Raw genomic sequence first — 21893 nt, 5'->3', positions numbered from 1 at the left:
TTGAAAAGTGGGGTTCAGCGCAGGCCCAGGCCCCGGGAGATGATGCCGCGCAGGATTTCGCGGGTACCGCCTCGCAATGAATACGAAGGGGCGTTCATGACGGACTGGGACAGCACCTCGAACAGACGGTTATCCGCCCTGGGACCTGCTCGATCGTGTATGAACAGCGAGCGTGCGATCTCAGGTATCTCTTGCTCCAGTACCGCACCGAGGTCTTTGACGATAGAGGCCTGGAGCTGCGGGTCCTGCCCTTTCTGGAGCATCGAGGTCACGCTCCTGGACAAATGCCGCAGTGTCACGATGTGGCTGGCAAGACGACCGATGGCGAGTGCCTGTACATCATCCGCAGCCCCGCGTAATGAGCGCACGAGCTCCACCAGCACTCGAAAGGACGACAGGTAGCGTTCCGGCCCGCTGCGTTCGAAGGCCAGCTCACTGGTGACCTGAGCCCAACCTTGGCCCTGGGTGCCGATCAGTGCGTCGTCGGCCAAAAAAACGTCCTCGAAGACGACTTCGTTGAAGTGGTGCCGGTCGGCCATGTCCATGACCGGGTTTATCTTGATACCCGGGGTTTTCAAGTCCACCAGCAACTGACTCGTTCCGCTTTGACGATCGGCACGAGCGCCGTCGGTGCGGCAGAACAGCACCATGTAATGCGCCTCATGGGCATAGGTCGTCCATAGCTTGGTGCCATTGACCCGCCATCCGCCCTCGACCGGTACGGCTCGCGTCTCTACCGCCGCGAGGTCCGAGCCGGAGTTGGGTTCGCTCATCCCGATGCTGGTAAAGCATTCGCCTCGGGCCATGCGTGGCAACAATGTGCGCTTTTGTGCTTCGGTGCCGAACTTGAGCAACAACGGTCCCGTCTGCCGATCGGCGAACCAGTGCGCGGCCACCGGTGCGCCGGCGGCCAATAGTTCCTCCAGCACTACGTAGCGCTCAAACGCCGTGCGCTCGTGACCGCCATATATCTTCGGCCACGTCATGCCGATCCAGCCACGGGCGCCGAGTTTTGCACTGAAGTCGGCATCGAATCCACTCCAGGATTCACCTCGTTGCAGGGCCGACCAATGGGCGCCGTGCTCGCTGATGAAGTCGCGCACTTGCTGGCGGAGCGACTCGAGCGAATCGCCCCTGTCCAACTCCGTGAAATTGAATTGGGGAGTCATGGTGAGTCTCTCAGAGGGACGAAAGAATGGGCCACAGATCATCGGCGTCGGCACTGGCCTGAATCAGGTATTGGCCGATCCGACGGTTCCAGTAGGCTTCGCTTGCGCCCTGGTCGCGGCAGGTCCAGAGCAACTTGGTGAAGAAGTGCAGGCGATGCTCGGCTGTGAATCCGATGGCGCCATGAATCTGATGGGCCAATCCGCAAGCAACGCTGGCGGCCTCGCCAGCGCGGGACTTGGCCATCGCAATCGGAATGAGGGACCGGCCGTCGACCAGTGCACGCACTGCCCGGTCGGCGGCGGCAGCGGCGGCGCAGGTATGACTGGCCAGCAGCGCCAGGTTCTGCTGGATCACCTGAAATTTGCCGATTGGCTTGCCAAACTGGCTACGCTCGCTGGCGTACTGCACCGTCATTTCCAGCACACGCTCCAAGGCCCCTGAAATCAGCAGCACCCGGGTGGCGGCTTCATCGGCGATGTAGGTATCGAGCCCATGCGGCGCCGGTTTCACGGCTGCATCAGGCAAGGTGCAATTGACGATCAAACGATCATCAGGGGCTCCGGCGAGATTGAGGCCGATCTCAACCCGCCATGCGCCTTGCGGCAGTTCAATCAGGTACAGCCCGTCAGGTTGCCCACAGGGCACTGCGATCCTTTCGGCGTGGCGCCCCCAGGGTACGTTCGGACACTCACCCGACAATCGCCAGCCGCCAGGTTGTCTGGACAGTTGCAACGGCTTGGCGTCATGCGTCAGCGCCATTACCGACACCCCGGAGCCGACTGTGAACCCCGCTTCGCCGAGCCTGAAGTTGGCGAGCATGGTTTCTGCCAACGGCAGCGGCAAGGCAAACCTGCCAGCCAGTTGCAGCAGTCGTAACGACTCTGCTGGGTCCATCCCAAAGCCGCCCGCCTCTTCGCTGAGCAGCGCCATGGGCAGGCCCAGTTCCTCGATGGCCTGCCAGTGCGATGCCAACCATTCGCCCTGTTCGGCCCTGCGTAGATATTCGTCGGTGCACAGGTCTTCGAACAGGCGAGTCACCGAGTGCGATAAAACGTTGTCTGTTTGGTTCATAGTGTCAACTCATCGGCCAGCATGGCGCCCCGTCGCCTCCTTGGCGACGTCGGTCGCACGTTGGAAAAACTGGGAGAGGCTACGGCGGCAAGCGTTCAAGGGACTGTATAGGGCCGGACGGCAACGGCATTGCCCTTGCCCGCACCCACTCTTATCCATCCTCCCGCGGTGACAGGTTGCTAAAACATCACTTCGCGGTTGATCAGGCGCGCAGGGTCCATGGCCGCGCGCATGCGGCGCATGACTTCCTTTTCACCGGAGGACTTCTGTTCCTTCATGAAGGCTTTCTTGAATTGGCCAATGCCATGTTCTGCGGTAATCGCTCCACCAAACCGGGGCAATGCGGCATACACCAACTGTTCGATATGATGGGCGACTTCATGGGTATGGGGGCCGACCGTGATTCCCAAATGAATGTTGTTGTCGCCCAGATGCCCAAACGTGACAAACCTGGCTTCGGGATAGGGCGTACACAACGCTTCACGCACGGCGCTCAGATAGGCTTCGACGCATGGAATTTCCACGCTGACGTCGAACGCGATGAACGGCGACATCTCACGCACGATGGCTTCAGTGCCTTCGCGCACCCGCCAGAAATCCTGGCACTGCTTTTCCGAGGCAGCGACCACCGCGTCGACCATCAGCTCGCTGGCCAGGGCCTCTTCGAGAAATTCATTGAAAATCATCTGGTCGGCCGTTTCGTTGTAGCCCAGGCCTTCAATCAATATGTAATAGGGCTGACCAGGGGCGACTGGCCCCTTGCTCAGCGCATCGGGCGCTACCAACGAGTAGAAATCGCTCCACATCACCTCAAACGCGCTGAGTATGGGCAAGCGACGCGCCCGTGCCAGCAGCGCCACCACCTTGTCGAAGCTGGCGACGGAAACAAACGCCACGTAATGTGTGGATGGCAACGGCACCAGCTTGACGACTGCGCGACTGACAACGCCGAAGGTGCCCTCAGAGCCGATGAACAGATGCTTGAGATCGTAGCCGGTGTTGTTCTTCAGCAGGCGCCCCAGGCTCGACACCAGCGTGCCATCGGCCAGTACGGCCTCGATCCCCAAGATGTTCTGCCGGGTCATGCCCCAGCGAATGACCCGGTTGCCACCCGCATTGGTCGCGATGGTCCCGCCCAATGTGGCAGTCCCCTTGGAACCCAGGTCGATGGGATAGAAGAGACCTTGCGCCTGCACCGCGTTCTGCAACGCTTCAATGGTGACACCGGCCTGCACGACCGCTGTTTGGCTCGCGACGCAGATGTCTTCGATTTTATTCATGCGCTCAAGCGAAATGACCACATCATCCGGCTCACTGTAGGCACCTCCCGCGACTCCCGTCCTGCCGCCCTGTACGACCATGGGCTGATTGAAGCGCGCGCACAGACTGATCACCCTCGCCAACTGCTCGATGTCGGCGGGGCGAACGATCATGCCGGCCAGGGTAGGCGTTATGCAGAGTGGGTCGCAGGATCGCGATGAGGCATCGGTTCCCGTCAACACCCCTGAAGGGCCGGTCACCGCCACAATCTGTTTATAGAGTTCGCTGTTCAGGGGGGGAGATGTTGTCATGTCGTCATCAGCCATGCAGGGTCTGGATGAGCTCGATGGAGTAGCCATCGGGATCTTTGACAAAGGCCAATGCCGGTGCGCCAGGAACCATTATTTTCGGCGCCGTGCTGACCGCGCCACCATGGGCCTCCAATTTTCGGCACATGGCATGGATATCCGGCACGCCGATAGCGAGGTGGCCAAAACCACTACCATGGGTGTAGTCGTCGGGCTGGTCCCAGTTGTGAGTCAACTCGATCGCCGGACCGCTGGCGAAATCGGTGTATGACAGAAAGACCAGGGAGAAGCGTCCCTGCTCGCTGTCGAAGCGGCTGATCGGTGCCATACCGAGGCCTTCGCAATAGAAATCAAGGGACTTGGCCAGGTCGCGCACCCTGATCATCGAATGCAGCAGACGAGGCTGGGTAGCGTTCGCCCCCCATACCCAAAGGCTGCCATCCACCGTTTTATCCGCCGCCTGAGGCGCTTTAACAGCCGTGCGCTCGTCGCTCATCTGAAACTCCACATAGGTGTCCGGGCAGGACCGCGAAGCGCGGTCGAATGACAGCGAATCTATCAAGCTCCCTTGCCCCGGCTTGTCCATTCCAGCACTGAAAGTACCCTGCACGCTCGCGCAGTCACTCGGATTTCAGGGTGGGTATGGCGTTGTCTTTATCATCAACTGTCGCCTGAGCCGATAAACGTCTACTTTCCAGGCTGACCGCTGCGTATACTCAATTCAATAAACCTGCCGGAGGAAATCACCCATGGGCCTGGACCCAATCAAGGACTATCCGCAAACACAGCAGAACGTAGCCGCGCCACGGCTCTCGATTCGCGAAGAGCAGAAATTGCGGACGCGCGACCGCTTGCTCGATGCCGCATTCGAAGTCTTCAGTGCAGTGGGTTATCGCGCCGCGACCATTGATGAAATCATGAAACGTGCCGGTGCCAATCGTGCGACCTTCTATCTCCACTTTTCGGACAAGCTTGATATCGCCGCTGGGATTGGGCGCCGGTCCTCCATGGCGGTATCGGATCGGTTCCGCCAGCTGGATAAAATGGTCGAGCCGAGCAAGGCCGATATCCGGGTTTGGCTGGAAAACGACTTGAACCATCGACGCAGCGAAAAGGTAATGGTCGATATCATTCATGAAGCCAGTTCCGCAGACCCACGCTTCGGTCAGGAATACCTGGACTACTTTGTCCGCATCGCCGAGCGGGTCATGGTCAATACGGTCGCACGCTGGCCGGAAGACCAACGGCCGATGGCCAGAATGAAGATCGTCTGCCTGTTCGTCATGCTGCATCGCCTGGAGTTTCACTTACTGTGCCAAGAGCTGGATTTCGGCACTTACGACCCTATCGACGCGCTTGCCAACCTGCTCTGGAACGAGCTGTTCGCCCCCCTCCCCCCACAGTAGTGTGCTGCCACCGGGGCGCTACTCCCCGGTCTGTTCTTCAGACATGCACTGGCCCGTTGAAACCGGGTGCGCCTACAGACAAGTAGCCGCAAGCGCCGGTGATAACGTCAAATCGCCCGGTACCCTGTCACCGCTCCTGCGGGAGCACCCAACGACAAGCAGACTGGAGCACGTTCTCGTGGAGTCGGCAGTTTTCTGCCACGTCCATCGTTCCTCATTGAAACGGAGCTGCTCATGCCAGACAAAACCTATACGACGCTCACACTCCAGCTTGGAGAGCCCCTGGCCCATCTTCGACTCAACCGGCCTGCGCTGCTGAACCGGTTCGACGAAATCGCCCATGTCGAATTCATCCAGGCATTGAATGCGGTCGCGAATGACAAGACAGCCCGTGTCCTCATTCTTTCGGCTGAAGGCAAGGTGTTTTCGGCGGGAGGCGATTTCGATGAGATTATTGCAGCGGCGAACTCAAGCGAGATCCGCAGCAAGATGACTTGGCTGGCCAGGACCCTGTTCAACGCACTGACGGATCTGCCTGTTCCGGTTATCGCCGCCGTCCAGGGTGCAGCGGCAGGCCTGGGCACCACGATCATGAGCCTTTGCGATGTGGTAGTGGCCTCCCGGACGGCCAGGATTTCCGACCCCCACGTGACCATCGGGCTGGTCGCTGGCGACGGTGGCATCATTGGCTGGACACAGTCGGTAGGTATCAACCGGGCCAAGCGCTATCTGTTGACAGGCGAAGCCATTACCGCTGAACAAGCCTATCAGATGGGGTTGGTGACCGATCTGACCGACTCACCCGATGGGGTTTTACCCCGCGCCCGGGAAATCGGCGAACTCATCGCCCATCTCCCCGTGGCTGGCGTTGAAGGCACCAAACGCGCCTTTGCGCGGTTGACTCATGAAAAAGCCAACCTTGTGCTTGAGCTTGGCCTTGCCTATGAAATGGAAAGCATGACCCGCCCGGACGTCCAAAATACCATCAACCAATTGCGGCGCTAACACCTGCGGCTTTCAGGGCCACAGCACTGCGCGTTGCTCATGAAGGCTGATCAGCACAGATAACGCGGCGACTCACCCTCGACATGTCCCAGAGGTCGGGTCGCGCGCTTACCCTCCGACTGCCGGAATTCACGCGGCGAACAGCCCCAGTAGCTTCTGAACAAGCGGCTGAAGTGAGCGGCGGTCTTGAACCCGTTCATATAGGCGATTTCAGAGATGGTGTAATGGCGGGTATCCAGCGCCAACAGCCACTCGCCTGTTTGCTTCAGCCGCTCCTCCCATAGCAGATCCGAGAATGACGTTCCTTTGAGTTTCAACAGGTGACAGAGATAACGGGGGGAGATGCCGCAGCCACGGGCAACCGCGGACGCGGATATGTCCGGGTTCGCCAGGTGCAGGGAAATGTACGCCAGTATCTCCTCATGTCGCTTCTCACTGATGTGCTTGCGCGCTTCCAATGGCACGCCGGCCCCCTGGACCACGCATTGCGCTTCAGTCAGCAAGGTTTCGATCAGCAAATCGACCACATGACGCTCCAGCTCCCGACCCTGGCCACTCAGCATGGAGAACAAGGTCGGCATGGCGAGGCGCCATTCGGCGGGCGTGCAAAGTCGGTTCTTCAACGGGATACCGTTGGGGAAGTGGCGGTGCACCAAATCAAGCGGGAGCAGGATGGAATAGTACTCCGACAAGGTCATGTCGTTCGCCAGGCTCTCCCAGCGAAATGGCACGTTGCTGCGACTGATTGCAAATTGTCCAGGACCGACCTTCATGGTTACGCCACATTGAGACAGGGAAAACTCCCCTGACTTGACGTAACGGAGCATGACGAGGTTTTCCTTGTTGTCGCTGATGTGATTCCAGGACCGCCAGAATGCGTACCGGCGCCGGGACGACAGAAGCGTCACGGGGCAAGGAGAAGTAATACCTCGGCGAGCCACCAAGTCGAATTTACGATCACTGGCCAGGCTTTCGATATCGCAATCGTAGTACTCGTATTTGAGCGGTTCGATCCAATTGGCATGTTGCAGGAGGAACGGCTTGGTCCAGGCAAACTCTCGGTCACTTGGAAGGCTATTGACAGGCAGGCGTTGGGCGGCGACGGCTGATACGGTGTTCATGCATGCGTCCCTCTTTTCTTATTTTTTTGATAGGCGTTGCCAAAAAACCCACGTGACTTGTTATTCGACACGTGTTGTCCAAAATCTAGCGGACATGCCTGGACGCGTCAAGTGTCGCCGCAATGCCGAAGCATCGGGCGACAGACGTTCATCGATCTCGGGGAAAAAGGAAGGCGTAAGCCCCAGCGAAGTGCTGTCAGGCCATCGAAAAGGAGCCACAGTCAGGTGAGTGCAAGGCGCCCCATGGCAACTGCTGTATGTGGATGTGGCGCATAAGGCAAGCCAAGTGTTGGCTTGCCTCTCCACTCAGGCCGTGACGGCCTCGGATATCAGCTTGGTGTCCCAATAGATCGGCCTGATGCTGCAGATACGACCGTCCTTGAACTGCGTGACCTCGCTGACTGGCATGGACACGGCAATGCCCCGCGCCTTGGAGCGACCTGAAAACTGCAGCAACCCTATCGCATAGCTGTCACCTGCAGTAACGGCAATGACGTTGATCTTCAGGTCATCCCAGTAACTGACCACTTGGCCGAACAAAGACTGTAATTGGTCGATACCATGATAGACCCCGCCATAGGGCAGTCCCTCCGCTTCGTGGACCACCAGGTCGGCGGCGACCACACGTTCAACCGCAGCCCAATCATTGGTAAAGATCGCGTCGTAGAACGCACGCAGGGTTGAAGCGTTAGCGATATTTTCATCCTGGCTCACAAGTTCATTCCTCTTGCTATTAGTCGTCACGCGGATGTGAATGGCAACCCACGGGCCGACAGCTGTGCCCGTCAAGACAGCATAAAGGCGGCCTGTCGAACCGTTTGTCCCGGGCCGAATCCGGCCTTGCCCTCTCCTGCATTGATGGGGCCGCCAAAGGTCGGTTGTCAGGCAGACAAAAGTTGGCAAGGGGACACTCGACGACCTTCGAACAAGCTGCGCCGTGACGCAGCTCATCAAGCGCTGGCGGCCACTCTCGATCCACTTGGGGCCGCCAATGCGCGAGCCATTTCGTTGGCCGCCACATAGCCGAACACCATGGCCGGTCCGATTGTTCCGCCAGCGCCAGGGTAAGCATTGCCGAATGGAGAACCCGAGGCGTTCCCTGCCGCATACAGTCCCGGAATCGGACGCCCTTGGGTATCCAGAACGCGCGCCCGATCATCCGATTTCAAGCCACCCTTGGTACCAAGATCTCCCAGGTCGATCGCCACGGCGTAGAACGGTGGTAGCCCGATGTGGCCCAGGCAAGGATTGGGTTTGACCCTGGCGTCACCGAAGGTGCGGTCATAATCGGTGTTGCCGCGACCGAACTCGGGATCCACTCCAGAGCGGGCGTATTCGTTCATACGCTGGACCGTGGACTCGAGCCTGGCCGGCTCCAGGCCGATCTTCACGGCCAACTCAGCGACGGTCGGCGCCTTGTAGATGTAATGGTCCCACTCATCCGGGCCGATACTACGGTCTGGCATGATCGGTGAGGGCATATAACCTCCAGCCGGGAATTTACGCCGAAACGTCGCATCAAAGACCAGCCAGCACGGTGCATTCTTGCCGGTCTTGAGATGATCCTGAATCATGGCGTTACCGAAACGGTCATAACCACAGGCCTCGTTCACGAACCGGTCCCCCTCGCGATTCACGCAAACGCTATGGGGGCGGCCCACGTCAAAGGTTGCTTGGTGGATCTCGTGGAAATTCGAAACCCCCGGCATGGGTCTGGACATTGTCGGCACCCACCAACCGTTTTCCATGAATTCGACGTCAGCACCGACCTCCAGGCCCGCCAGCAGTAGCTCTCCACGGTTAGCCTCTTCGGGCGTGCTACTCCAGCGCCGATCGCCAGCCACGGTAAAGTATCGGTCGCGCAATGCCTGGTTCCATTCGAATCCGCCCGCGCAAACGACCACCCCCCGGGAGGCACGGATGAGACGAGTGTGCCCTAACCGCTCGACCTCTACTCCACAAACCCTGCCGTCTTCCATCAACAGCTTCTTGACAGCCGCGCCCAGGCGCAACTCGACTCCACGCTTGCGCAGTAGTTCGCGCATCGGTGCGATCAGCGCGCCGCCGAGGCTGAGCAAACGGTCGCGGCGCGTCACCCGCCGCGTGCCCCAGTCTTTCCAGTAGCGGCCCACCACACGGGCCAAGGTTGCGATCCAGCCCGGGGCTTTTGCAGCGATGCCGAAGGCTTCATTGAAGTCCATCGTATAGCGATTCAGCAGCTTGAATCGGGTGAACTGCTCACGGATCAAATGGAATTCCTCTTCCAACCTTCGACCGTCGTACATCGGACAAACCAATGAGCGATCCGCGCGAGCGCCGGGGTATTCGGCAAAGTAGTCTGACCAGGGCATCACCTGTAAATCGATGCCAACAGAACGCAGGAAAGCGACCATTTCGGGTCCTTGGTCGACAAAGCTTTCGAGGCGGTCGCGGCGAACGTCGCCCTCGATGACGGCATTCAGATAACGCAGGGTCTCTTCACGGCTGTCATCGGTACCCAGGCCATGATTGGGAATCCAGAGCACACCGCCCGAAGTGGCCGACGTGCCGCCGAACTTATGTGCCTTCTCCAGGATCAGCACCGACATCCCCAAGCAGGATGCCCGCAAGGCGGCCGCCATGCCGGCGGCGCCAGAGCCCACTACGACAACATCATACGTTTCATTCATTTGCGCTTCGCGCCCCGTGCTTGCCGATTGAGGACCGTCCGTGCGAAGCACATGCATGAGTCGCTGCCTACAGCGAAACAACGTCATTGCGCCTGCACTGTTTTTACGAGTGTAAGCAGCTTGTCCGCACCGAGATTGTCTGACGCCGAGCTTGAACTTGTATTACGCCGCACGCTGGTGGGAAAACGCTCGCCATCGCGTCTCCTCCATGGCAATACGTCCGCAGGTCCTGTGATACAGGCCCGTATCGCGTGGCGGCAAGGCCACGCCCCCCAATCATTGCGCAGGAGTGGAGCATGTCCATCTACACGCACGTTGCAATTGGCACCAACAACATTGAGCAGTCACGTCGTTTCTATGATGCCGTATTGGGCGCACTGGGTCTGAAGCGGCTCGGTGACATGCCCAGCTCATCCTTTTATGGTGCTGAAGTTCCTGAACTCATGATCACTGCACCTATCGACGGCAAGCCTGCCAGCGCTGGCAACGGCATCACCATCAGTTTTGCATCTGCCTCCCGCGCCGCCGTCGATGCCTTTCATGCCGCAGCACTTTCAAATGGCGGGAGCTGCGCCGGAAAACCTGGCCCGCGCCCCGTCGCGCCGACCGCCTACGGTGCCTATGTACGCGATCCTGATGGAAACAAACTCGCGACCTATTGCTACGCGGCGCAGTGATACGCACGCACCTTTGAGTGTCCCTGGGCGATGACCGCCCAGGCCTGAACGCCAATAACAGACACAGGGGAACCCATACATGAAAGCCTGGATGCTCAATACCCAGACAGGAACCGCGGACCTGGACCTGATCGACGCAAACATCCCGTCCATCGCAGAAAATGAAGTGCTGGTCCGCATGACTGCTCCAGGGGTAGTGCCCTTTGACAACGCCGTGATCAACGATGAAAACGAAGACAACTTCCCCGCCGCAGTCCTACCGATCCAACCCGGCAACCAGGGCGCCGGCAAGGTCGCCAATGAAGGGACCACCGGGTTCAAGAAAGGCGAACGGGTAATGTTCGGTGCTTTCGTCTATGGGTTCATGCGCCCCGGCAGTTGGGCAGAATACGTGGCCGTCGACGCCGCACACCTGACCCGTATTCCGGACAGCGTATCGGATGCCGAAGCCGCCCAGGCCGTGGTGGCTTACCCGACGGCTTATATGGCTCTCAAGGAGGCGGGAATGGCGCCCGGCAAGACCGTACTTGCCACCGGTATCGGCGGTTCGGTGGGCAATGCCGCCTATCAATTGGCAAAGGCCATGGGCGCGAGCAAAGTCTTTTCCTCGACCAGTTCCTCGGAAAAGGCCGCGCGCGCAGCCGAACATGGCTTTGACAATGTCATCGACATGTCACAGCAGAGCCTGGCTGAAGGCGTCCTGGCAGGTACGAATGGAGAAGGCGTCGACATCGTCATCGATTCGTTGGGTGGGCAAGTCATTGCCGAAGCGATCAAATGCATGAAGCGCTATGGCAAAACCATCACCCTGGGTTTTGCCGCCGGGCGCCAGTCGAAGGTTGCCCTCGCCGACCTGATTCTGGTGCGCGGCAGTATCCAGGGATTCGGCGTGTACACCAGCTCTGCCGCTGAATGGCAGGAAGCCTGGGAAGTTTTCCGTGGGTTCTGCGACGAGGGGAAAATCAAGGTCCTGTTCGACAAGAGCTTCCCTTTCGATCAGGCACCCCAAGCCCTGCGCTACATGGCGACCCAACGCCCGTTCGGCGCCGTTGCGCTGGCTATCTGAAGCCATGCACTGTTTCGAAAGCGCGGACGGACTTGCCCTGGCGGCGAGCATAGGTGGAAACCCTGCGCATCCTCCCGTCGTCCTGTTGCATGGCGGGGGGCAGACCCGTCACAGCTGGAACAATGTGTTCGACGCGCTGGTAGCGGCCGGGCATTACGTCATCTCACTCGACGCACGGGGACATGGCGAAAGTGATTGGGACCCGCGCGGGGATTACTCATTGGATGCCATGGTCGCGGACTTGCGTGCGGTTCTGCACCACATACCGTCCGCGCCGATCCTGGTAGGCGCCTCGATGGGGGGAATGACGGCGCTCGCGGCGGCCGGAGAAGCCAGTACTTCGATCGCTCGGGCTCTGGTGCTGGTGGATGTTACGCCGCGCATTAACGCCGAAGGCGCCAGGCAGATATCCGCGTTCATGCGGGGCAATGCACAAGGCTTCGATAGCCTTGATGCAGCTGCCGAAGCCGTTGCCCATTACTTGCCTCACCGGCCGCGCCAGGCCGACAGTTCTGGCCTTGCGCGCAATTTGCGTAAACGCGGCGACCGCTGGTTCTGGCACTGGGATCCGCTCCTGGTCTCCGGCAACAACCATGCCCAGGCACTCACCCAGGCCCGGCTGGAAGCGGCGACCCGTGCACTGACGATCCCCATGCTGTTGATTCGAGGGGACAAGAGCAACATCGTCACCGAGGAAGAAGCCAAGCACTTCATCGCTCTTGCTCCCGCCGCCGAGTATTTGAATGTGCAAGGCGCCGGGCACATGGTGGTCGGTGACCGCAACGATGCATTCAATTCGGGCATCCTGGATTTCATCAAGCGCGTGCAGCGCAGATGACCATTAATCAAAGCCTAGATGGCGTGGTGGAAAAATGACTTCTGGTCCTCTTCAAGGTTTGAAAGTTGTGGAGTTCGCCGGCATCGGTCCCGGCCCTTTTTGTGCCATGGTGCTCTCCGACATGGGAGCACAGGTCGTGCGCATCGATCGTGACACCGGCGCGCCTGGAAACCAGGCGGTGCATGTCGATGGACGCGGGCGTCGCGCCATTTCGGCGAACCTGAAAGACAGCCGCTCGATTTCCTCGTGCCTGGCCATCTGTGACCAGGCCGACATCGTGATCGAAGGTTACCGACCGGGGGTGATGGAACGCCTTGGCCTTGGTCCGCAGGTGATGCTGGCACGCAACCCACGCCTGGTGTATGGCCGGATGACCGGGTGGGGCCAGTACGGTCCCTATGCGCAACGCGCCGGCCATGACATCAACTACATCGCCATTACCGGCGCGTTGGCGGGTATCGGTACGCAGGACAAGCCAGTTCCTCCGCTGAACCTGGTGGGAGACTATGGTGGCGGGGCCATGATGCTGGCTGTAGGCCTCCTCGCTGCGGTGATGAATGCGCGAAGTAGTGGCCAGGGACAAGTGGTGGATGCCTCTATCTCGGACGGGACGTGCTACCTCACGTCTGTTTTCTACAAGCTCCGTGCAATGGGGAGATGGCAGGAGGAGCGCGCCACCAACCTGCTGGATGGCGGAGCACCTTTCTACGACACCTACCGTTGCGCTGACGGGAAGTTCGTCGCGATTGGGGCGATCGAGCCGCAGTTCTATGCGTTGTTGCTCGAGAAGACCGGGCTGCTCGATGCCCTGCCCCAGCCGCAGATGGACCGCGCATCATGGCCCGAAATGAAAGCGGTATTCGAACATACGTTCGCCAGCAAAACCCGCGACGAATGGGTTGCGATCATGGGCAACGCCGACACTTGTTTCGCCCCGGTGCTCGATGCGGCGGAAGCGGCGCTCGACCCGCATAACGTTGCCCGCGAAGCGTTCATCGAGATAGACGGCGTGCATCAGCCTGCGCCGGCACCGCGCTTCTCACGAACGCCGGGGGTCGTGCAGGGTTCCTTGCGCGGCGTAGCGTCGCGTACGACGTTGATCGATTGGGGAGTCGACGTGTGTGATATCGATTACCTGCTGAGCCAGGGAGCATCAGGCAAGCGCGGTTGATCGCCGATAAGGCCGGCACCTGGTCTGCATGTGGACGGGACTGGGTGCCAGTATTGGCTGTTACCGCCCTTGGAACAGCGCCTGGCGCTTTTCCCGAAACGCTGCCACCCCTTCGGCGAAATCCTCCGTCGAGCCGGCAATACGCTGGCTGCGACGCTCGGCTACCAGGGCCTCGGTCAGCGAATGATCCAACGCATAGCGCACGCCCTGACGAATGAGCGCGTACGCCTTGGTCGGCCCTGCCGCCAGACGTTGTGCCAGCGCGGCCGACTCGCTGGCGAGCAGTTCGTCATCCACCACTTGATAGATCATTCCCCATGCTTCGGCTTTCTGCGCACTGATGCGCTCGCCCAACATCATCATCGCTTGGGCTCGCGCACGTCCCATCAACCGCGGCAGCAACCAGGTGCTGCCGGCATCGGGAACCAGGCCAATATTGATGAACGCCTGGAGAAAATAGGCCGAACGGCTCGCCAGGACGATGTCCCCGGCCAACGCAAGCGCGCAGCCGGCACCGACCGCTGGCCCGTTGACCACGCTGATGACGGGCACAGGCAGCGCCATCAGTGTTTCCAGAATGGGGTTGTAGAAGTGCTCGACCTTGTAACCCAGGTCACCATTGCCGTCACCCGCCGCAAGGTCGGCCCCCGCTGAAAATGCCCGGCCCATACCGGTCAACACCAATACACGGGCGCTGCCGCGATCCCTGAGGTCATCCAGCGCGTGGACGATATCCTGAAGTGTCTGGGTCCGTAGCGCATTCAAAGCGTCCGGCCGGTTCAGCGTGAGGTTCATCACGCCATTGCTTTCTTCCACGAGAATATCTTGATAAACCTTCATGAGGCTGGCTCCGTGGTCAATCGTTCTTGAAAACACCGGTGATGCGCAGCAATGTCGCGAGTTGCTGATGCTCCTTGGTCAAGGTCACACACATGGTCATCAGCCCCAGTTGTGGCTTGGAGGCAGAGGCGCGAACCATCTCCAGCAACATCGTGCATTGCAAGGGCTCATCGGCATAGGTCGGCGCCGCCCATTCGATACGGTCTACGCCGGCACCGGCCAGCCCCTGTACCTGTGTGGCTTTCCAGAAATCGCCGATCAACTTCTGCAGGAGCATGATGCTCAGCCAACCGCTCGCCGAGGTACGCTCGAACAATGGGTTCGCGCGGGCGCTTTCATCGTCCAGGTGAAAGGGTTGCGGGTCGTATTTCGACGCAAAGGCCAGCATTTCTTCCAGGCTCAACGCATGCGTACCTAGATCGAAGCGATCCCCCACCTTCAGATCCCGAAAACGCAGCTTGCTGTAGTTTTCCATAGGCACCGGTCACCCTCTGATGGGACGGAATTGTGGAAGTTGCAATCCGTCGCGTGCCTCGAAGGTCACTTCGACGGCCATACCGATCTCGACGTCATCGGTTGCCACATCAACGATGTTACTCATCATCACCGGCCCTTCATCCAGTGCCACCAACGCCAAGACATAGGGCACTCGATCAGCCACCGACGCATAGGGGGCGACATGCACGACGGTCATGGCCGATACCTGGCCGATACCGCTTGCACGTATCCAGCCAAGGTCAGCGGACCAGCATGCCGAGCACCAGGAACTGACGAACCGAAAAAGATGACCACAGCAGTTACATCGCCGAAGCCTCAACTCGCCAAGCGCCGTGCCCTCCCAGAAGAGCTGGTTAACGGGAGTGACTTCTGGTATCGGTCCGGCAGTCATCGCGAACGCCCCAGGATTAAAGTTGCGTGCTCGTACATCATCCCTCCGTAGCAATGAACGAGCGCCGTGCGGACGCGATCCAGTTGGTTGGCCCCTGCTTGAGACATGATCTGCCTGACGCCTTCCACCAGTACCGACATGCCCGAGGCCTCGCCGGTATGACCGAACGATAACAACCCGCCGTTGGTATTGACTGGCAACGATCCGCCCGGATCCATGGCACCACTGCGCACAAATGCAGCGCTATGCCCATGTGGTGTGAACCCCAGGTTCTCGAGCAGGAGCAGTGGCGTGAACGAAAAGGCGTCGTACAGCATCGCCATGTCCATGTCCGAAGGGCTCAATCCCGCACTGCGGAACGCGCTTGCACCGGTGCGGGTAGCCAATGTCTGTACCAGACGCTCGCCGGCCGAACTGATCGAGCCATGACTGTGAGCCTCGCCATAGCCAAGCAAATAGGCGGGTTGACGGGCTAACTGCCGCGCCTTTTCATCGGTGGTGACCAGCACTGCCCCGCCTCCGTCGCAAGGAACCGAGCAATCCAGGTAATGGAACGGTGTAGAGATCATGCGCGAGTTCAATACGTCATCGACGGTTATCGCCCCCTTGGCATGCATGAAAGCGCGGGGATTGCGAATGGCCCACTGACGTGCCGAAACCGCGACACGGGCTAGATCCGCCGAAGTAACCCCGCGCTCGGCCATGAAGCGCGAGGCAATCAGGGCGTACAACGCCGGGATAAACGGCCCGTAACCGATCTCGAAATCCGGTTCGCTGATCATCCGGGCCATGACTTCGGCGCCGCCTGCGCCCGGCTTGGTGAACTTGCCCGCACCGATACACAGTACGCAGTCTGCGAGTCCGTCACGGATCGCACTGGCAGCGCGACCAACCATAATGGCAAAACTTGCGCCGCCGGCGTTGAGGGTTTCGGCGAAACCGGGCGTAATCCCCAGTTCTGAGCCGAGCTTCTCGTGGGTGTAGATATCGATCTCGTTGACACCCTGTCCGGACGGCACCGCCAGCAGTCCGTTTACATCGCCGGGACGCAATCCCCACTGCGACAACGCGGCGAAGGCCACTTGACGGTACAGGTTATGGGGGCTGACCTCTGGAAACCGGGTCGGGGGTACCTCATAGCTCGCTGCGATGGCAACACCCGCGACCATGGGCGATCTCCTTACTTGTTGGCAAACCACGCAAGTGGGATAGGATCAATAGCACTTGGGTAAGCCCAACGCCTTCTCCGCGATAAAGCTGAGCACTATCTGATTGTTGACAGGCGCCACCGTGTTGTTCTGGGCCGCGATATAGAACGGCAGGATATCCTGGCTGACATCCACGCCCGCCCCTCCGAAAGTGGTCATCGCAATTTCCGCCGCCATCTTGAACGCTTCGGAAGAGAGGATCTTCACCATGTTCACATCCAGCCCGACGGACTCCCCACGGTCATGCTTATCGCAGGCCTGATACATCATCAATCGCGCCGCTTCGACGTAGGTTTTAGCCCGCGCCATAGGGTGCGCGATCGATTGATAGGAGCCGATAGGGACACCGAAAGGTGCTCGAACCTTGGCGTACTCCGCGGCGCGCTTGAGCACGTAGTCCGCCTGGCCGACATTCATCGCGGCGACCAACAGGCGCTCTGAATTCAATGAGCTGAACAAGATGCTCAGGCCCTTGCCCTCCTCGCCGACCAACGAGTCCGCGGGCAACACAACATTGTCGAAATAGGTCTGGTATTGCTGCTCTGGCAAGTACATGCCGATACTCATGGGGGTGGCAGAGATGCCTGGCAAGGTGGTGTCGACAATGAACACCGAGATGCCGTGGGTGCGATCTTCAGAATCCAGCGGCGAAGTCCTGGCAACCAACAGGCAGTGGCTGGACTCGAGGAATGCTGTCTGGTAGGTCTTGCCGCCATTAAGGAGGAACGTCCCGTCCGGTTGGCGAATCGCGGTGGTTTTAATCTTGAATGTGTTGGTCCCTGAGTCCGGCTCGGTGATGCCGAAACTGAAGAACTCCTCACCCGTGGCAGTAGGCGGCAGGTAACGTTCTTTTTGAGCCTGGGTGGCATAGTGCATGATCGGTTCGCGAGACATAAAGTTCGTCACCGCAATCGGCAGTAGCAACGCTTCCCGATGCAGCAGGTCGAGAGCCAGGACGATGTCCTTCAAGGAACCACCCGCCCCTCCGAACTCTTCAGGCAACCCCATCGACAGCAAGCCTGTATCCACCCACATATCCCAGAGCTTTTGCGGAAACTCGTTCTTTCTCCCACATTCCGCCACGTAGGCGCGGTCTACCCGCTTGATAATGGCATCGCAAATTTCTCTTACAGCGGCCTGGGACTCGGACATGGAATACCTCTTCAAAATTGAGCGTCAAACACCTTAGCCTTGCCCCTTCCTCCTGATGCTTGTGCGGGTTCGCTGATGGCATTTCCGGTAGGCGGAAAAGAGCAGCGACCGTAGGTGTCATGTCCAGGCATGCTCACCGAGCATCAAGTGTCTCGAAACAATGGTGACTGGACTCAGTCTGCGCCCTCAGGTCCATCAGCCGTTGTCCGTGATGGAAATGATTTTTATCTGGACACCAGACTCACGGATGATGGACACCCAGCCTCGGCTGCGCGCGTGCATCGGGCGTTCCAACGTGGAAGTTGTCGATGTGAAGTTGTGCTTCCGCCTGATCGGTCAGGTCAAAGATAGGAGCGTGAAGCAACGTCAGTCGCGCGACCTTTGAACAACGGCGGTTGGCAACTTGTGATTTGCTTGAAGGATAGTGACCAACCTCATTCTCTGTGGGAGTGAGCTTTGTCCAGATTCATTAGGTCAGATCAAACGCGAGAGGGCCCTTTTTTCGCGCCTGGCTTTTTCAAGCCGAGAGGACGCTGGCGGAAAGTTTTCTCGTTTGCCGTGATCAAAGGCTGGAGTTCACACTTCCGCTGGCCTGGAGCGCTCGACCGATATTCTTCGCTGCCGCCATCGTCAATGACAGCGCTCGGCGTTCGAGTTCTCCAATGGAGCATCGCACTGCTGGCGCTGCGATACTGATTGCCCCAACAGGGTAGCCGTCGATATCCAGCACCGGAACGGCCAGGATTCGAAGGCCTTCTGCGAACAGCGAATCAGTAATCAAGTAGCCGTCCTTTCGAATTTGCTCCAATACCTCGGAAAGCGGCTTGGCGAGCGTCTTGCTGATGAAGGGCGTGTCTGAGGAACGCGCCTCGATACGCGCCACTTCTTGCTCGGACAGAAATGCCAGGATCGATTGACCAATCGCTGTCTGACAAGCCGGGACGGTCGTCCCGATACGAATGTCCACTCCAAGCCGCGTAATGCCCGCCCTTACACGCTCCAGATACAGCACATCGGCGCCCTGCAGAACGGCGAAACTGGCCGCTTCACTGGTTTCGCTGACGAGCCCCCTCAACACAGGACGGACCAGACTGCGCAGGTCTGTGTGGGCAATTGCATGAAAGCCCAAATTGAGGATCTTGAGTGTTAAGGAAAATCGCTTGCTTTCGGGTATTCGTGAGACGTACCCGAGATCTACCAGCGTATTCAGCATGCGGTAGGTGGTACCTGACCGGATCCCAATCATTAGGTTTTAGTTGATGCTTTCCACCATTAAGTGGCTAGGCCACCGGCGCGCGTTCTCCCTTCCCTCGCTGGTGCCCCGCTCGCCTGGCGCCCGACGCGGCGCAGGACGGGCCTAGCGCTGCGCAGCCAGCGCCACGGCATCGGCGCCGGCCGGGAAATGCAGCCGCTCGGATACGTCGTTGGCCGCTTGCCAGATCGCCTGGGCGACGTCGCTCGCCGTTGTCACCGCCGCCGGTTGGCCAAGGCTCGAGAACACCTCCTGAGCGAAAGGCGCGTAGGCGTCCGGAATCAGGCCCTGCATACGTTGCTGCCCGTTGGCGGTGAACTGGGTAGACGGACCGTAGCCGGGCGCCACCAGCTTGACCCGCACACCGAACGCCTGCAGTTCGTGGCGCAGCGACGCGGTGAAGCCCTGCACCGCGGTCTTGCTCGCTGTGTACGCGGCCACCAACGGGAACGGCGCGAGCGTGGCGCTGGAGGTCACGTTGACGATGACGCCCGCGCCGCGCTGGCGGAACCGGGGAATCACGGCCTGACACATCGCCATGACGCCGAAGGTATTGGTCTCGAACACCTCGCGCACAGTCGCCATAGGCGTGGCCTCGAACGCGCCGAAGAGTCCGATGCCGGCATTGTTGACCAGCGCGTCGATGGGGCCGGCGGCCTCCAGCGCCAGCGCGATGCTGTCGGGCTGCGTCACGTCTAGCGCCAGTATGCGCAGGCCGGGCGAGGCCGGCAGCAGCGCCGGTTGCGGCTGGCGCATGGTGGCGACGACGTTCCAGCCCTGGGCCAGGAAATGGCGCGCGGTTTCCAGGCCGTAGCCGGAGGAGCAGCCAGTGATTAGGACGGTCTTCATTTCGTTCTCCAGGGGTGAGTGGACTCGGGAAGAAACGATAGTCCGGCCGTCTCGGATGATCGATAATGCAGAATCCGTTTTGTTTTAGCGAAAATCCGAAATGCACGATCCGCTTTCCGACGTCGTCCGCTTGCTCCACCCGCAGGCGGTTTTCGCCAACATCATCAGCGGCAAGGGCAACTGGGCGGTGCGCTATGCCGAGTACGGGCAGCCGGGGTTCTGCATCGTCCTAGAAGGCAGCGCCTTGCTTGCGGTGGACGGGCACGCGCCAATCACGATAAACGCCGGCGATTTCGTGCTGCTGCCGACCACGCCGCCATTTACCCTCTCCAGTTTCCTGCCGGCGCCGCCGGTGTTCATCGATCCGAAGCTCGTCCCTGGTGGGCAAGGCGAAAGGCGTCATGGCGAGCAGGACGGCGCGCCGGACATGCGCGCGCTGGGTGGGGCCTTCCTGTTCGACACGGACCACGCCGCGCTGCTGGTCACGCTGCTGCCCACCGTGGTCCACGTGCGCGGCGTCGGCCGCCTGATGCACCTGGTGCAGATGATTGGCGAGGAGTACCACGACAGGAAACCGGGCAGCGACTACATGCTGTCCCGGCTGGTCGAGATGCTGCTGGTCGAAGCCATGCGCTGCACGGCGACGGGGAGCGCGCTGCCCGGCCTGCTGCGTGGCCTGGACGACGAACGGCTGGCACTGGCGCTCACAAGGATCCATGCGCGCATTGATCACGCCTGGACGGTGGGCGAACTCGCCCGGGCAGCCGCGCTTTCGCGCTCGACGTTCTTCGACCGCTTCACCCGCACCGTCGGCGTGCCGCCCATGGAATACCTGCTGGCTTGGCGCATGCAGGTGGCGAAGGATCTGCTGCGGCGCGACAGATTGCACGTGGCCGACGTGGCGCAACGCGTCGGCTATGGCTCCACCAGCAGCTTTAGCGTCGCCTTCAGCCGCCACGTGGGCGAGCCGCCCAGCCACTATGCCAGGCGCTGACGCAGATACCGATGATGCCGGCCTCAGCCTCGTGACCACGTCACCTGCGAGCGGCCCGAAGCGACCGAGTGCGATCCGGCGATGCTCGCCCATGACGCATTCCAGACAGTCATCAACGCCGTGATGCTGGTGATATCCACTTGGTAGGGCCTCGACTCGTTTTATCGAAAATCCACACGCATAACTGTCGCTGCTAGCAATGCAATCCCTGCCCCATCGTCCGAAAAACCCGATCCAAGGCCTCCATTGCCGCTTTCGTCAAAAGACGCACATCGTCAGTCGGATACGGCAGCTCAACCAACATCCCGTTGGCATACTTCGCCTCCTCCGGGTTGAACATGCCGGTACGGATGCTGATCCGAACCCTCTTGCAAAGCGACTTCTGCGCCCCTGAGCTTTTCTTGATGCCCATCGCGTCCAGGTGCAGTTTCATCCTGCGACCGCCCCCCAAACCGTGGACACCGAAGCGTTGCGGCGCTACTGCGACCGCTATCGGATGCAGCCGGTTATCCCGCTGCGCACGATGAAGCGCAAACCCAAGCCAGGATTACCGAGACTGTTTGATCGCCCCAAATACCGACAGCGCAACATTATTGAGCGCATGTTCGGCTGGCTAAAGGAGAATCGCCGCATCGTCAAGCGCTTCGACAAGCTCGCGAAAAGTTATGCGGCGGTGGTCTCACTGGCTTGCGCCATACGGTGCTTGAGACAGTATTTTTCGTACAGTGCCTAACGGCTTCATCTGTTCCATGGAATGGGGAGCCAAGAGTAAGAGCCCTATCCGAAAAGGCTAAAGTTCACGTCGTCCGTAGAGGAACCTCGCCTGCGCATGGTTCCCCCGTGGGCACGTTGCGCCAGTCGAGCTGCTCAGGTCCACCATGTTGGAATAGCTGGATCGCGTTCATTGACGTGTCCTTTAGAAGACCGGGCGCACCCTTCAATTTTGT

The 21893-nt window shown here is 59.8% G+C and carries 21 protein-coding genes and 2 pseudogenes; 8 read left to right on the top strand and 15 right to left on the bottom strand.

Annotated elements, in window-relative coordinates:
• Positions 1-14 precede the first annotated feature (14 nt).
• The 4 genes from BLO80_RS26225 to gloA all read right to left on the bottom strand — a co-directional run bounded on the left by BLO80_RS26225 (position 15) and on the right by gloA (position 4305).
• On the bottom strand, positions 15-1169 hold the full coding sequence (locus tag BLO80_RS26225; RefSeq protein WP_092332600.1) for an acyl-CoA dehydrogenase family protein: 1155 nt from the start codon (positions 1167-1169) through the stop codon (positions 15-17).
• Positions 1170-1179: 10 nt separating this feature from the next.
• Complete coding sequence (locus tag BLO80_RS26220; RefSeq protein WP_092332598.1) at positions 1180-2241, bottom strand: acyl-CoA dehydrogenase family protein; 1062 nt, start codon at positions 2239-2241, stop codon at positions 1180-1182.
• Between the two features lie 179 nt (positions 2242-2420).
• Entirely contained in the window at positions 2421-3827 is a 1407-nt protein-coding gene (locus BLO80_RS26215) for an FAD-binding oxidoreductase (RefSeq protein WP_218189386.1), read from the bottom strand.
• On the bottom strand, positions 3820-4305 hold the full coding sequence (gene gloA, locus BLO80_RS26210; RefSeq protein WP_092332596.1) for a lactoylglutathione lyase: 486 nt from the start codon (positions 4303-4305) through the stop codon (positions 3820-3822). Before gloA ends, BLO80_RS26215 begins: the two co-directional genes overlap by 8 nt.
• 253 nt (positions 4306-4558) lie before the next feature.
• On the opposite strand from gloA, the gene BLO80_RS26205 reads away from it, so the two are divergent.
• Both BLO80_RS26205 and BLO80_RS26200 read left to right on the top strand, forming a co-directional pair.
• A complete protein-coding gene (locus BLO80_RS26205; RefSeq protein WP_092198662.1) occupies positions 4559-5215 on the top strand; it encodes a TetR/AcrR family transcriptional regulator in 657 nt (218 codons plus the stop codon).
• A gap of 234 nt (positions 5216-5449) precedes the next feature.
• Positions 5450-6220, top strand: a complete 771-nt coding sequence (locus BLO80_RS26200) for an enoyl-CoA hydratase/isomerase family protein (protein WP_092332594.1) — start codon at positions 5450-5452, stop codon at positions 6218-6220.
• Between the two features lie 50 nt (positions 6221-6270).
• Here the strand turns inward: BLO80_RS26200 and BLO80_RS26195 are convergent, their stop codons facing one another.
• From BLO80_RS26195 to BLO80_RS26185, 3 genes are all read right to left on the bottom strand, one after another.
• Complete coding sequence (locus BLO80_RS26195) at positions 6271-7341, bottom strand: helix-turn-helix domain-containing protein (protein ID WP_092332592.1); 1071 nt, start codon at positions 7339-7341, stop codon at positions 6271-6273.
• A 306-nt stretch (positions 7342-7647) separates the two neighbouring features.
• A complete protein-coding gene (locus BLO80_RS30025) occupies positions 7648-8055 on the bottom strand; it encodes a nuclear transport factor 2 family protein (RefSeq protein ID WP_175459554.1) in 408 nt (135 codons plus the stop codon).
• 236 nt (positions 8056-8291) lie between these two features.
• Positions 8292-10010, bottom strand: coding sequence for an FAD-dependent oxidoreductase (locus BLO80_RS26185; protein ID WP_092332655.1), 1719 nt, complete (start codon positions 10008-10010; stop codon positions 8292-8294).
• A gap of 296 nt (positions 10011-10306) precedes the next feature.
• Here BLO80_RS26185 and BLO80_RS26180 point away from each other — a divergent pair, with 296 nt between their 5' ends.
• The 4 genes from BLO80_RS26180 (at position 10307) to BLO80_RS26165 (ending at position 13762) form a co-directional block, all read left to right on the top strand.
• Complete coding sequence (locus BLO80_RS26180) at positions 10307-10687, top strand: VOC family protein (protein ID WP_092332588.1); 381 nt, start codon at positions 10307-10309, stop codon at positions 10685-10687.
• A gap of 79 nt (positions 10688-10766) precedes the next feature.
• Positions 10767-11753 (top strand): quinone oxidoreductase family protein, encoded by a 987-nt coding sequence (locus tag BLO80_RS26175; RefSeq protein WP_092332586.1) that lies wholly within the window; start codon positions 10767-10769, stop codon positions 11751-11753.
• A 4-nt stretch (positions 11754-11757) separates the two neighbouring features.
• Positions 11758-12591 (top strand): alpha/beta fold hydrolase, encoded by an 834-nt coding sequence (locus tag BLO80_RS26170; protein ID WP_092332584.1) that lies wholly within the window; start codon positions 11758-11760, stop codon positions 12589-12591.
• 34 nt (positions 12592-12625) lie between these two features.
• Positions 12626-13762 (top strand): CaiB/BaiF CoA transferase family protein, encoded by a 1137-nt coding sequence (locus BLO80_RS26165; RefSeq protein WP_092332582.1) that lies wholly within the window; start codon positions 12626-12628, stop codon positions 13760-13762.
• Between the two features lie 60 nt (positions 13763-13822).
• Here the strand turns inward: BLO80_RS26165 and BLO80_RS26160 are convergent, their stop codons facing one another.
• The 7 genes from BLO80_RS26160 to BLO80_RS26125 form a co-directional block, all read right to left on the bottom strand.
• The gene (locus BLO80_RS26160) at positions 13823-14602 is read right to left on the bottom strand and encodes an enoyl-CoA hydratase-related protein (RefSeq protein WP_092198683.1); all 780 of its coding nucleotides are present in this window, start codon (positions 14600-14602) and stop codon (positions 13823-13825) included.
• A gap of 16 nt (positions 14603-14618) precedes the next feature.
• Positions 14619-15077: a hotdog family protein gene (locus tag BLO80_RS26155; protein ID WP_092332580.1), complete on the bottom strand. Its 459-nt coding sequence runs from the start codon at positions 15075-15077 to the stop codon at positions 14619-14621.
• A gap of 9 nt (positions 15078-15086) precedes the next feature.
• Positions 15087-15491 carry a Zn-ribbon domain-containing OB-fold protein gene (locus tag BLO80_RS26150; RefSeq protein ID WP_092332578.1) on the bottom strand — a complete coding sequence of 135 codons (405 nt, stop codon included), beginning with the start codon at positions 15489-15491 and terminating at the stop codon, positions 15087-15089.
• Positions 15488-16660, bottom strand: a complete 1173-nt coding sequence (locus BLO80_RS26145) for a thiolase family protein (protein WP_092332576.1) — start codon at positions 16658-16660, stop codon at positions 15488-15490. Before BLO80_RS26145 ends, BLO80_RS26150 begins: the two co-directional genes overlap by 4 nt.
• A 45-nt stretch (positions 16661-16705) precedes the next feature.
• On the bottom strand, positions 16706-17851 hold the full coding sequence (locus BLO80_RS26140; protein WP_092332574.1) for an acyl-CoA dehydrogenase family protein: 1146 nt from the start codon (positions 17849-17851) through the stop codon (positions 16706-16708).
• A gap of 562 nt (positions 17852-18413) precedes the next feature.
• Entirely contained in the window at positions 18414-19064 is a 651-nt protein-coding gene (locus BLO80_RS26130) for an IclR family transcriptional regulator (RefSeq protein WP_256574247.1), read from the bottom strand.
• A 144-nt stretch (positions 19065-19208) separates the two neighbouring features.
• Positions 19209-19952, bottom strand: a complete 744-nt coding sequence (locus tag BLO80_RS26125) for an SDR family oxidoreductase (protein WP_092332570.1) — start codon at positions 19950-19952, stop codon at positions 19209-19211.
• A gap of 100 nt (positions 19953-20052) precedes the next feature.
• Between BLO80_RS26125 and BLO80_RS26120 the strand changes: the two genes are divergently transcribed.
• A complete protein-coding gene (locus tag BLO80_RS26120) occupies positions 20053-20946 on the top strand; it encodes an AraC family transcriptional regulator (RefSeq protein WP_092332568.1) in 894 nt (297 codons plus the stop codon).
• Positions 20947-21166: 220 nt separating this feature from the next.
• Here BLO80_RS26120 and BLO80_RS26115 read toward each other — a convergent pair.
• A pseudogene (locus BLO80_RS26115) lies at positions 21167-21334 on the bottom strand (DNA polymerase V subunit UmuC); the annotation flags it as partial.
• A 69-nt stretch (positions 21335-21403) separates the two neighbouring features.
• Here BLO80_RS26115 and BLO80_RS26110 point away from each other — a divergent pair.
• Positions 21404-21679 (top strand): annotated as a pseudogene (locus BLO80_RS26110) (transposase); the annotation flags it as partial.
• Positions 21680-21893: the final 214 nt, after the last annotated feature.

The sequence above is a fragment of the Pseudomonas sp. NFACC56-3 genome, assembly GCF_900100025.1.
In the GTDB taxonomy this organism is placed as follows: domain Bacteria; phylum Pseudomonadota; class Gammaproteobacteria; order Pseudomonadales; family Pseudomonadaceae; genus Aquipseudomonas; species Aquipseudomonas fluorescens_AA.
The sequence above is the reverse complement of the archived record's forward strand: the minus strand, read 5'-3'. Positions and strand labels throughout refer to the sequence as shown.